Source organism: Variovorax sp. P2_H12, assembly GCF_056403395.1.
This window is the reverse complement of sequence record NZ_JBFUFO010000043.1, coordinates 39,486-49,560: the sequence shown is the minus strand read 5'-3', so window position 1 is coordinate 49,560 and position 10,075 is coordinate 39,486. Positions and strand designations below refer to the sequence as shown.

The 10,075-nt window shown below is 66.6% G+C and carries 12 protein-coding genes; 10 read left to right on the top strand and 2 right to left on the bottom strand.

All coding sequences use genetic code 11. The annotated features are described in order from the left end of the window. A partial coding sequence (locus AC1DYK_RS28755; protein ID WP_478169401.1) for an ATP-binding protein occupies nucleotides 1-336 on the top strand: 336 nt, incomplete at its 5' end. Nucleotides 337-390: 54 nt separating this feature from the next. Here AC1DYK_RS28755 and AC1DYK_RS28750 read toward each other — a convergent pair. Next, nucleotides 391-798 carry a 2'-5' RNA ligase family protein gene (locus AC1DYK_RS28750; protein ID WP_478169400.1) on the bottom strand — a complete coding sequence of 136 codons (408 nt, stop codon included), beginning with the start codon at nucleotides 796-798 and terminating at the stop codon, nucleotides 391-393. Between the two features lie 310 nt (nucleotides 799-1,108). Here AC1DYK_RS28750 and AC1DYK_RS28745 point away from each other — a divergent pair, with 310 nt between their 5' ends. The 3 genes from AC1DYK_RS28745 to AC1DYK_RS28735 are packed head-to-tail and all read left to right on the top strand — an operon-like array spanning nucleotide 1,109 to nucleotide 3,183. After that, the gene (locus tag AC1DYK_RS28745) at nucleotides 1,109-1,930 is read left to right on the top strand and encodes an alpha/beta fold hydrolase (RefSeq protein ID WP_478169399.1); all 822 of its coding nucleotides are present in this window, start codon (nucleotides 1,109-1,111) and stop codon (nucleotides 1,928-1,930) included. 42 nt (nucleotides 1,931-1,972) lie between these two features. Further along, on the top strand, nucleotides 1,973-2,458 hold the full coding sequence (locus AC1DYK_RS28740; RefSeq protein ID WP_478169398.1) for a hypothetical protein: 486 nt from the start codon (nucleotides 1,973-1,975) through the stop codon (nucleotides 2,456-2,458). After that, nucleotides 2,392-3,183 carry a helix-turn-helix domain-containing protein gene (locus tag AC1DYK_RS28735; protein ID WP_478169397.1) on the top strand — a complete coding sequence of 264 codons (792 nt, stop codon included), beginning with the start codon at nucleotides 2,392-2,394 and terminating at the stop codon, nucleotides 3,181-3,183. Before AC1DYK_RS28740 ends, AC1DYK_RS28735 begins: the two co-directional genes overlap by 67 nt. Nucleotides 3,184-3,204: 21 nt before the next feature. Here AC1DYK_RS28735 and AC1DYK_RS28730 read toward each other — a convergent pair whose 3' ends face one another. Next, nucleotides 3,205-4,122, bottom strand: a complete 918-nt coding sequence (locus AC1DYK_RS28730; RefSeq protein WP_478090456.1) for a LysR family transcriptional regulator — start codon at nucleotides 4,120-4,122, stop codon at nucleotides 3,205-3,207. Nucleotides 4,123-4,287: 165 nt separating this feature from the next. Here AC1DYK_RS28730 and AC1DYK_RS28725 point away from each other — a divergent pair, with 165 nt between their 5' ends. The 6 genes from AC1DYK_RS28725 (at nucleotide 4,288) to AC1DYK_RS28700 (ending at nucleotide 10,054) form a co-directional block, all read left to right on the top strand. Next, complete coding sequence (locus AC1DYK_RS28725) at nucleotides 4,288-5,007, top strand: pirin family protein (RefSeq protein ID WP_478169396.1); 720 nt, start codon at nucleotides 4,288-4,290, stop codon at nucleotides 5,005-5,007. A 134-nt stretch (nucleotides 5,008-5,141) separates the two neighbouring features. After that, nucleotides 5,142-5,795, top strand: a complete 654-nt coding sequence (locus tag AC1DYK_RS28720; RefSeq protein ID WP_478169395.1) for a hydrolase — start codon at nucleotides 5,142-5,144, stop codon at nucleotides 5,793-5,795. A gap of 12 nt (nucleotides 5,796-5,807) precedes the next feature. Next, entirely contained in the window at nucleotides 5,808-6,098 is a 291-nt protein-coding gene (locus AC1DYK_RS28715; protein ID WP_478169394.1) for a XapX domain-containing protein, read from the top strand. Beyond that, a complete protein-coding gene (locus AC1DYK_RS28710) occupies nucleotides 6,095-8,092 on the top strand; it encodes an amidohydrolase (protein WP_478169393.1) in 1,998 nt (665 codons plus the stop codon). The genes AC1DYK_RS28715 and AC1DYK_RS28710 overlap by 4 nt, the downstream gene beginning before the upstream one ends. After that, nucleotides 8,092-8,487, top strand: a complete 396-nt coding sequence (locus AC1DYK_RS28705) for a DoxX family protein (RefSeq protein ID WP_478090461.1) — start codon at nucleotides 8,092-8,094, stop codon at nucleotides 8,485-8,487. The genes AC1DYK_RS28710 and AC1DYK_RS28705 overlap by 1 nt, the downstream gene beginning before the upstream one ends. Continuing rightward, the gene (locus tag AC1DYK_RS28700; RefSeq protein WP_478169392.1) at nucleotides 8,459-10,054 is read left to right on the top strand and encodes an MFS transporter; all 1,596 of its coding nucleotides are present in this window, start codon (nucleotides 8,459-8,461) and stop codon (nucleotides 10,052-10,054) included. Before AC1DYK_RS28705 ends, AC1DYK_RS28700 begins: the two co-directional genes overlap by 29 nt. Nucleotides 10,055-10,075 lie beyond the last annotated feature (21 nt).

Below are 10,075 nucleotides of genomic sequence, written 5' to 3'. Positions count from 1 at the left end.
AACCTGCTCGAGAACGCCGCCAAGTACGGGGCGGCGCCGATCGTGGTCGGCGCGCGCGTCACGCCGAGGAGCCTGGTGCTCACGGTGCGCGACCACGGCCCCGGCCTGCCGAACGCCATGCGGGGCCACGAGCAGCAGCTGTTCGACAAATTCACCCGCGGCCAGGCCGAGTCCGCCACGCCGGGCGTCGGGCTCGGGCTGGCGATCTGCAAGGCGGTGGTGAGCGCGCACGGCGGCGAGATCGCGGCGGCCAACGCATCGGACGGCGGGGCAGAATTCACGGTCACGCTGCCGAGACGCGAACCGCCCGACACGGTCGAAGACGGCGCAAGCTAGGGCCTGTCCAGGCCCTGGTCAGGAGGTTTCCGTCATGGCCGATCGCGTGGGTACCTACTGCCGCAAGTGAAAGACGTGCATCTCCGTCCAGCGTCCGGTCGAGTTCTCCAGCAGCACGACCGCGTCGCACACGACTTCGACCGGGACATCGAGGGCGCTCAGGCGACGCTGCAGTTCGGCTGTTGCCGCATTGGCCTGGGCGACATTGCCGTGGGCGACCGTCAGGTGCGGAACGACGCCACCCTCATGGGCGCCCCCATAGGGCAGGAAGTCCGGGAAGGCGTGCACCAGCGCCTCGGTCAGGGCGACGAAGGGGCCGGCCGGTTCCGGCACCAGGTACGCAGTCGCGGGAAAGCGCGCGACCGCGTCCAGCGAAAAGTAGAAGGCCGGGACGCGACCGCTGCGCCCGGCCGAGCACGGCCGGCGTGATGTGTGCCGGAACGCCCAGCTTCGCAGTGGCATCGAACTGCGCGCGCAGATCGGCGACGAGCGGCTCGGCTGCGGGAACCTCGACTGCGAACGCGGAGATCGCCATGGGCCCGATCGTAGCTGGCCCGGACCTCTCGCTGATTTGCAGAGTGCGCGGCCGGGCTCACTGCGCGGATTCCGGTTCGCCGGGCCCCTGGTGCTCATTGAGCGACGCAGAAGCAGCGTGCGGTCGCTGCCGAATCTGCAAACCGCATGACAAATCGTCAATACGTCGAGCTTTGCACGCTGCACGATGGACATCGCGATTCATCAACCACCAGCAGGACCGAAAGGAAACCAGGCCATGAGCTTCATCACCACCAAAGACGGCACGCAGATCTATTACAAGGACTGGGGCAAGGGCCAGCCGATCGTCTTCTCGCACGGTTGGCCGCTCAGCGCCGACGATTGGGACGGTCAGATGCTGTACTTCCTGCAGCATGGCTACCGTGTCATCGCGCATGATCGCCGCGGCCACGGCCGCTCCAGCCAGACGGCCACCGGCCATGACATGGACCACTACGCCGACGACCTTGCGGCGCTGACCGAGGCATTGAACCTGCAGCACGCCATTCACGTCGGCCACTCGACCGGCGGCGGAGAGGTCGCTCGGTACATCGGCCGCCACGGCAGCCAGCGGGTGGCGAAAGCCGTGCTGGTCAGCGCCGTGCCGCCGCTGATGGTGAAGACGCAGGGCAATCCGGGCGGTCTCCCGATCGAGGTGTTCGACGGCATTCGCGCGGCGGTCGCATCCAACCGGCCGCAGTTCTACAAGGACCTGACGCTGCCTTTCTACGGCTTCAACCGTCCAGGCGCGAAGATCTCGGAGGGCATCCGTGAACACTGGTGGCTGCAGGGCATGATGGGCTCCATCCAGGCCCACTACGAGGGCGTCAAGGCTTTCTCGGAGACCGACTTCACCGATGACCTGAAGAAGATCGATGTGCCGACCCTGGTCATGCACGGCGATGACGATCAGATCGTGCCCATTGCCGATTCAGGTTTGATGAGCGCCAAGATCGTCAAGAATGCCCAATTGAAGGTCTATCCCGGCTATCCGCACGGGATGTGCGCGACGAACCCCGAACAGATCAATCCCGATCTGCTTGCCTTCTTCAAGGCGTAGGGGGCGAGAACGACGCAGACTAGGCAGTGGGACGCCATCGTCGTGGGCGCGGGCCAAGCCGGTCCATCCCTGGCCGTCCGCCTGGCGCAGGCTGGCCACCGCACGGTATTGGTCGAGCGGAGGCGCATCGGCGGTTCTATGCTAGGCGCACCGCGCATCTTCTTGAACGTCGGTTGCAGGCCCGTGGTCCCGGAGTGGGCGAGGAACTCGGGCGTTCCCTATCTCACCAACGAGACCCTGCCTGCTGCAAAAGTTGAAGCCGCTGTAGGAGAAGGTCTGCAGATCATGTCCTGCCGACCTCCCCTGGTTACCATCGTCGCATCGCATTCCACCAGACCATGGCAACTCATCATCGCTCCGACTGCTGGTTCGGCCAGCGCCTGGCGCGGCAGTACGGTGTCGACGCCGTCCCGTCGCTCGTTACCACCTCGCGCTGGGGCACCGAGCTCGGTGTCGCGCGAATGCACCATGAACTCCCGCATCTCTTCGTGCTGGCACCATTGCCGGCCGAAGACGCGTTCCTGCTGAGCGTCGAGATCAGTTCGGGAGGCAGTCGGCGCATTGTCAGGGGCGGTGCTTCCCTCCAGTTGGGCTTGCAGCAAGAGGGAGCGTTCCACATCGCCGATCTGTCGGAGTGCGCCTCCGCCTACGTCTGTAGCCCGTTTCACTCCATGCTGTTTCACATGCCCCGGGCGACCATCGATTCGTTCGCCGAGGAGATGGAGGTGCCGCGCGTCGACATGCTGCGTTGCGATGCCGGTACCGTGGATCCGGTGATTGCAAATCTGGCAAGGGCCATGCTGCCTGCGTTGATGTCCCCAGAGGAATCCAGCACGCTGTTCATCGACCATGTGGCCCTCGCATTGAAGGCCCACGTCATTCATGTCTACGGCGGCGTGCGGCGTGCCGCGCCCCTGCGTTCAAGGGGGCTGGCACCCTGGCAGGAGCGCCGCGCGAAGGCGTTCCTGATGGAGCACCTCGCCGGCGATGTGTCGCTGACCGATCTTGCGCGCGAGTGTGCGCTTTCGCGCAGTCATTTCAGCAAGGCTTTCAAGCAGACCACAGGCCAGGCGCCGCACGCCTGGCTGGTGAGCCAGCGCGTGGATTCGGCGCAGCGCCTGCTCGGCGAACCCGATCTCTCGATCGCGCAGATCGCCGCGGCCTGCGGCTTTGCCGATCAGAGCCACTTGACGCGTGTGTTCGTGGCGCGCACGGGCACATCGCCGGCCCGCTGGCGTCGCAGCCGGACCTGATCGGGGCACGGCGCCGCTGGATCACGGCATCCAGACCGAGCGCGGCAGCAGTGCAGGGACGAGCGGCCTGTTCAGCTGCTTCGCCCACCATTGAAGGGCCCGGCCGTCGGCGCCCGTCTTCCAGGCCAGCCAGAAGGCTTCGGGCGGACGAGGCTCCTCGGTGGGAAGTTCCACCAGCGTGCCGCGCGCCAGCTCGCCCTGGATGCAGGCTCTGGGCAGGAATCCGTGCCCCAGGCCCGCCGCCTGGCAGGCGATCTTCGCCGCCATCGACGGCACCGTGATGCGTTGCTGGCCTGCGAGCAGGCCGATGGTGCGGTCCGACAGCGTGCGGGCGCTGTCGCCGACCACGATGGCGTTGTGCCCCAGCAGGTCGCCGCGTTGAAGCGGGCGATCCAGCCGGGTCAGCGGATGCGTCGGCGCCACGCAGAACACGAACTCGAGACTGCCCACGGTGACCGCCTGGTAGCCGCCGCCGGCCGGCCCTTCGCCCGCGGCGATGACGACATCGGCGCGCCCCTCGCGCAACGCCTCCCAGCTTCCCGTCAGTGCCTCGCAGCCGATGCGCAGCCGCGTCCCGCAACGCAGCGCTTCGAAGGCTCGGACGTCGTCAATGAGCGCCTGCGTCGGGATCAGCGAATCGTGCACGAGCCGCAGCTCCGACTCGAAGCCCGTGGCGATCTGCCGCATGCGGGATTCCAGGTCGCTCGCGGCGTCGAGCAGCCAGCGCCCTTCCTTGAGCATCTCCTCGCCCGCGGCGGTGAGAGACACGCGCGGTCCGTTGCGCTCGAACAGCAGCATGCCGAGCTGCTCCTCCAGCTTGCCCACGGCGTACGAGATGGTGGAGGGCACCTTGTGCAGGTGAGTGGCGGCGGCGGTGAAGGAGCCATGGCGCGCGATGGCGTCCACGACCTCGATGGCTTCCAGGCTGAGTTTGAGCACCTGCGGGTCCTTGCAGCTGAATGATCGAAAAAATCGATTGTTAGTGGCGAAAAGCTTCGCAAAAAGGCCTCATCGGACAAAATAAGATTCGGCCTCGCCTTGGGAATTCTCTTCGAGGTCCATTGTGAATTCAATCGAATTCATTAAATAAATGAGGAATGAAGCATGTTGGAAGTTCGCAGCGCCAACGACCGGGGAATCGCAGACTTCGGCTGGCTGAAGTCGCGCCATACCTTCTCTTTCGGTCACTACCACGATCCAGCACAAGAAGGCTTTTCGGACCTGCTGGTGATCAATGACGACCGCGTGCATGCAGGTCGCGGCTTCGACACGCACCCGCACCGCGACATGGAGATTTTCTCGTACGTGCTCGACGGCGCGCTCGAGCACAAGGACTCGATGGGCACGGGTTCGATCATCCGTCCCGGGGACGTGCAGATGATGAGCGCCGGCACCGGCGTGCGGCACAGCGAGTTCAATTCGTCGTCCTCGGACTCGCTGCATTTCCTGCAGATCTGGATCCTGCCGAATGCCAAGGGTGTTGCGCCGCGGTATCAGCAAGTGCACTTCGCGCCGGCAGAAAAGCGCGGACGGCTGCGCCTGATCATTTCGCCCGATGGCACCGATCGCTCGCTCGCCGTGCATCAGGATGTCCGCGTCTACGCGGGCCTGTTCAATGGTCAAGAAGCCGCCTCGCTGGCGCTCGGCCCCGACCGCTATGCCTACGTTCACGTGGCGCGCGGCAGCGTCGAGGTCAATGGCAAACGCCTGTCCGAGGGCGACGGCGCACGCGTGCGCGACGAACAGCGGCTTGACCTGGCGCACGGCGACGGCGCCGAGCTGCTGGTGTTCGACCTGCGGCCGAATGAACTGCCCTCGTTCTGAAGGCATCCGCGGCCTTCCGAAACGCCGAATATCCAAAAGATCCTCACTAATCGACAAGACATGAATCCACGCCGAAACGAGGATTCACATCGAACGTCACCCCTCTGTTTCCCTTCGCAACCAGGAGTCCTCCCATGACCATCAAAGCCACCCCGACCCCCGGCGCCCTGCTTCTCACGCCCAAGGACCACACCCTGATCATGATCGACTTCCAGTCGCAGATGGCCTTTGCGACGCATTCGATCGACGCCGTCAACCTGCGCAACAACGCGGCTCTGGTCGCGCACGCGGCCGCCGGCTTCGGGGCCTCCACCATCCTGACGACGGTGGCCGAGAAGAGCTTCTCGGGCCCGATGTTCGACGAGATCAAGGCGGCCTTCCCCGAGCAGAAGACGCTGGACCGCACCTCCATGAACACTTGGGAAGACGCTGCCGTGATCCAGGAAGTCAACCGGATCGGCAAGAGCCGCCTGGTAATGTGCGGCCTGTGGACCGGCGTGTGCATCGTTGGCCCGGCGCTGTCGGCACTGGACCAGGGCTTCGAGGTCTACGTGATCTCCGACGCCTGCGGTGACGTCTCGCCCGAGGCGCACGATCGCGCCATGGACCGCATGGTGCAAGCCGGTGCACGGCCGATGACCTCGGTGCAGTACTTGCTCGAGCTGCAGCGCGACTGGGCCCGCACCGAAACCTACGAGATGACGACGGGTATCGCCAGGAAGTTCGCCGGTGCGTATGGCCTGGGCATCACCTACGCCAAGACCATGTTCGGCGCTCACGAAGGCTGAGCGGGGCATGCGATGAAGCCGTACGTCGTATCACTCGCGCTCGGCGTGCTGGTCGGTGTCATCTACGCGCTCTTCAGTGTGCGTTCGCCGGCGCCGCCGATCATCGCGCTCGTCGGCTTGCTGGGCATCCTCGCTGGCGAACAGTTGCCGCCGCTGGTCAAGCGGCTGTTCGATCAAGGCCCGGCGGCCACCTCGTGGTTGCACGAGCAGGTGAAGCCGCACATGTTCGGCGAACTGCCGCAGTGCGCGAAACCGAAGCTCGCCGCGTCCGAGCCGGACCGCTCCGGGGTACATGACGCATGACCGCCGACTTCGATCTTCAGCGCCGCCGGCACTTTCTCGGCGCGCTGGGCGCCGCTCTCGCTGCGCCCAGCCTGGCGCAGCAACGCTCTTCAAGGACACCCGACGTGGTCGATTCCCAAGCCCCGGAACTTATCTTGCACCATGGCCGCTTCACGACGTTGGACCGCGCCCATCCGATCGCCAGCGCGGTCGCAATCAGGGACGGTCGCTTCATCCATGTGGGTCGCGACGAGGACATCCTGCCCCTGGCCGGAGGCCACACTCGGGTCATCAACCTGCTGGGAAAGGCGGCGCTGCCCGGTCTCATCGACAACCACCTGCACATCATCCGCGGCGGCCTCAACTACAACCTCGAGCTGCGCTGGGATGGTGTGCGGAGCCTCGCCGACGCGATGGACATGCTCAAGCGCCAGGTGGCCGTCACGCCGGCCCCCCAGTGGGTGCGCGTGGTGGGCGGCTTCACCGAGCACCAGTTCGCGGAAAAGCGGCTGCCGACCATCGCCGAGCTGAACGCCGTGGCGCCCGACACGCCGGTGTTTCTGCTGCACTTGTACGACCGCGCGCTGCTCAACGGCGCCGCCCTGCGCGCCGTGGGCTACACGAAGGACACGCCCGCACCGCCCGGCGGCGAAATCTCCCGCGACTCCAATGGCAACCCCACCGGCCTGCTGCTGGCCAAGCCCAACGCGGCGATCCTCTATGCCACCCTCGCCAAGGGGCCGAAGCTGCCGGTCGAGTACCAGCTCAACTCCACGCGACACTTCATGCGCGAGCTCAACCGCCTGGGCGTGACGGGCGCCATCGACGCCGGCGGCGGCTTCCAGAACTACCCCGAGGACTACCAGGTCATCCAGCAGCTCGCCGATGCCGGCCAGCTCACCATCCGCCTGGCCTACAACCTGTTCACCCAGAAGGCCAAGCAGGAGAAGCAGGACTTCCTGAAATGGACGGCGAGCTCGAAGTACAAGCAGGGCGACGACTACTTCCGTCACAACGGCGCGGGCGAGATGCTGGTGTTCTCGGCCGCTGACTTCGAGGACTTCCGCCAGCCGCGCCCCGACATGGCGCCGGAGATGGAGGGCGAGCTGGAGGAGGTGGTGCGCATCCTGGCGCAGAATCGCTGGCCCTGGCGCATGCATGCCACCTACGACGAGACCATCACCCGCGCGCTCGATGTCTTCGAGAAGGTGAACGAAGACATCCCGCTGGCGGGCCTGAACTGGTTCTTCGATCATGCCGAGACCATCTCGGAGAAGTCGATCGACCGCATCGCCGCGCTGGGCGGCGGCGTGGCGGTGCAGCACCGCATGGCCTACCAGGGCGAGTACTTCGTCGAACGCTACGGGGCCGCGGCGGCCGAGGCGACGCCGCCGGTCAAGCGGATGCTGGAGAAGGGCGTGAAGGTCTCCGCGGGCACCGATGGGACCCGCGTGGCCTCCTACAACCCGTGGGTATCGCTGTCGTGGCTGGTCACCGGCATGACCGTGGGCGGCCTGCAGATCACGCCGCAGCGCAATTTGCTCGACCGCGAGGCAGCGCTGCGCATGTGGACCGAGAAGGTCACCTGGTTCTCCAACGAGGAGGGCAGAAAGGGGCAGATCGCGGTAGGCCAGTTCGCCGACCTGATCGTGCCGGACCGCGACTTCTTCGCGTGCCCCGAATCGGAAATCGCGGACACCACGTCCTTGCTCACCCTGGTCGGTGGCAAGGTGGTCTATGGGGCCGGCCCCTTCGCGTCGCAGGACGACAGCGTGCCGCCGCCGGCCATGCCCGATTGGTCGCCGGTGCGCACATTCGGCGGCTACGCCGGTTGGGGCGAGAAGGACGGACGGCCGCTGCAAACGACACTGCGCCGCATGGCGGCGGACTGCGCCTGCGCGAACAACTGCAACGTGCACGGCCACCAGCACGCCACGGCCTGGAGCAGCAAGCTGCCCATTGCCGACCTCAAGAGTTTCTGGGGCGCGCTCGGTTGCGCGTGCTGGGCGGTCTGATGCGCTGGCAGCCCGGACCGGCCTTGCGCTGGATCACCTTGCTGCTGTTGTGCGCCGCCTATCTGCAGGGCGGCTTCAACAAGGCGGTGGACTTCGGATCGGCGATCGCCGAGATGAACCACTTCGGCCTGTCGCCGGCCGCACCTTGGGCCATGGCGGTCATCGTGCTGGAACTGGGGGCCTCGGCGCTCATCCTTGCGGGCTACTACCGTTGGCTGGGTGCGCTGGCGCTGGCCGGCTTCACGTTGCTCGCCACTTTCGTTGCATTGCGCTTCTGGGAGATGCCGCAACCCGGGCGATTCGCGGCGGCCAACTCGTTCTTCGAGCACCTCGGCCTGGTCGGCGGCTTTCTGCTGGTCGCTTGGCATGACCTGCAGGAGCGCGCGCGTGGCTGAGTCCGCTCGAGGCGGCTTCGCGCCGCTGCGCCAGCCCGTGTTCGCCGTGCTGTGGGCGGCCACGGTGCTGGGAAACATCGGCAGCTTCATGCGCGATGTGGCGAGTTCGTGGCTGGTGACGGACCTGTCCGCCAGTCCGACCGCCGTGGCGCTGATCCAGACGGCGGCGACGCTGCCGGTCTTCCTGCTCGCCATCCCGGCCGGGGTGCTCTCCGACGTCCTCGATCGCCGCCGATTCCTGATCGCTGTGCAACTCCTTCTGGCCAGCGTCAGCTGCACGCTGCTGGTGCTGTCGCGCACAGGCGCGCTGACCGTCGAGTACCTGATTGCGCTGACCTTTGCCGGTGGCATCGGCGCAGCGCTGATGGGGCCGACCTGGCAGTCGATCGTGCCGGAGCTCGTGCCGCGCGCCGACCTGAAGAATGCGGTGGCGCTGAATTCGCTCGGCATCAACATCGCGCGCTCGATCGGCCCGGCGGCGGGCGGGCTGGTTCTGGCGAGCTTCGGCGCTGCGGTCACCTACGGAGCCGATGTGCTGAGCTATGCGTTCGTGATTGCTGCGCTGCTGTGGTGGAAGCGCCCCGCAGTGGCCGACACCGGCCTGTCGGAAAATTTCCTCGGCGCCTTCCGCGCCGGACTTCGCTACACACGCGCCAGCAAGGAACTGCATGTGGTGCTGCTGCGCGCGGCCGTGTTCTTCCTGTTCGCCAGTTCGGTCTGGGCCTTGCTGCCGCTGGTGGCGCGCCAGATGCTCGGCGGCACGGCCGGCTTCTACGGCGTCCTGCTGGGCGCCGTGGGCGCGGGCGCCATTGCCGGCGCCCTGGTCATGCCGCGCCTGCGCCTACGCCTCGACGCGGACGGAATGGTCCTGCTGGCTTCCGTGCTCGTTGCCGCCGTCATGGCCAGTCTGGTGTTCGCACCGCCGAAGTGGCTGGCCGTGCTGTTGCTGATGCTGCTGGGCCTGGGCTGGATCGTCGCGCTGACCACGCTCAACGGCGTGGCGCAGGCCATCCTGCCGAACTGGGTGCGCGGGCGGGGGCTGGCGGTCTATCTGACCGTCTTCAACGGTGCCATGGCGGCCGGGAGCCTGGGCTGGGGCCTGATCGCGCAGCAGATCGGCGTGCCGGCCACGCTGGTGGCGGGTGCCGTCGGGCTGCTGGTCGTTGGCGTTGCCTTTCACAGGATCCGCCTGCCTGCGGGCGAGTCCGATCTGCAGGCGTCGAACCACTGGCCCGAACCGCTGCTCGCCGAGCCCGTCGCGCACGACCGCGGGCCGGTGATGATCCAGGTCGAGTACCGCATCCGCAAGGACGATCGTCCTGCGTTCCTGGGGGCGATGAAGCGCCTGTCCCTGGAGCGCCGCCGCGACGGTGCCTACGCCTGGGGCCTCCACGAGCACACGGCGGACCCTGAGCGGGTCATGGAGTGGTTCCTCGTCGAATCGTGGGCGGAACATCTGCGTCAGCACCACCGCGTGTCCAACGCCGATGCAGACCTGCAAGGCGAAGCGATTCGCTTCCACATCGGGCCCGAAAGGCCTGCGGTGCACCACTTTCTCGCCCTCTAGCCCCGTCCACTCCTGAAGGAA

Coding starts and splice junctions, on each gene's coding strand:
- AC1DYK_RS28750 (WP_478169400.1), bottom strand. CDS start 798: ATGCCACTGCGAAGCTGGGCGTTCCGGCACACATCACGCCGGCCGTGC.
- AC1DYK_RS28745 (WP_478169399.1), top strand. CDS start 1,109: ATGAGCTTCATCACCACCAAAGACGGCACGCAGATCTATTACAAGGAC.
- AC1DYK_RS28735 (WP_478169397.1), top strand. CDS start 2,392: ATGCACCATGAACTCCCGCATCTCTTCGTGCTGGCACCATTGCCGGCC.
- AC1DYK_RS28725 (WP_478169396.1), top strand. CDS start 4,288: ATGTTGGAAGTTCGCAGCGCCAACGACCGGGGAATCGCAGACTTCGGC.
- AC1DYK_RS28720 (WP_478169395.1), top strand. CDS start 5,142: ATGACCATCAAAGCCACCCCGACCCCCGGCGCCCTGCTTCTCACGCCC.
- AC1DYK_RS28715 (WP_478169394.1), top strand. CDS start 5,808: ATGAAGCCGTACGTCGTATCACTCGCGCTCGGCGTGCTGGTCGGTGTC.
- AC1DYK_RS28710 (WP_478169393.1), top strand. CDS start 6,095: ATGACCGCCGACTTCGATCTTCAGCGCCGCCGGCACTTTCTCGGCGCG.
- AC1DYK_RS28705 (WP_478090461.1), top strand. CDS start 8,092: ATGCGCTGGCAGCCCGGACCGGCCTTGCGCTGGATCACCTTGCTGCTG.
- AC1DYK_RS28700 (WP_478169392.1), top strand. CDS start 8,459: ATGACCTGCAGGAGCGCGCGCGTGGCTGAGTCCGCTCGAGGCGGCTTC.